Origin of the sequence: Ramlibacter sp. AN1015 (genome assembly GCF_037726105.1) — a bacterium.
GTDB lineage: Bacteria > Pseudomonadota > Gammaproteobacteria > Burkholderiales > Burkholderiaceae_C > Ramlibacter.
The window spans coordinates 1-277 of record NZ_JBBJUM010000037.1; the positions used below are offsets into that span (position 1 = coordinate 1).

The following is a 277-nucleotide window of genomic DNA, read 5'->3' on the forward strand; positions in this document are numbered from 1 at the left end:
TCTACAACGGCACTGCATGGGTACGTCAGGGCATCCGCACTGGCACCACCACACAGATGAATGCCACGACCGGTACGTTCGTCGGTGAGCTTTACAGCAACACGACTGATAACAAGCTCTATCGCTGGACTGGTTCCGCGTGGACGTCCGCTACTGCTGCTGTCAATGCAGCAGACATTCAAGGCCAGCTCCAGGCGGCGCAGCTCGCAGCCATCGAAGCAGCGAAGATCACAGGCCAGCTCACAGCCTCTCAACTTGCAGCCATTGAGGCAAGCAA

At 57.8% G+C, this 277-nt stretch carries 1 protein-coding gene; it reads left to right on the forward strand.

Features of this window, described 5'->3' with window-relative positions; genetic code table 11:
- Positions 1-56 precede the first annotated feature (56 nt).
- Positions 57-277 (forward strand): hypothetical protein (locus WG922_RS21940; protein ID WP_340285172.1); only part of this gene is annotated, 221 nt, incomplete at its 3' end.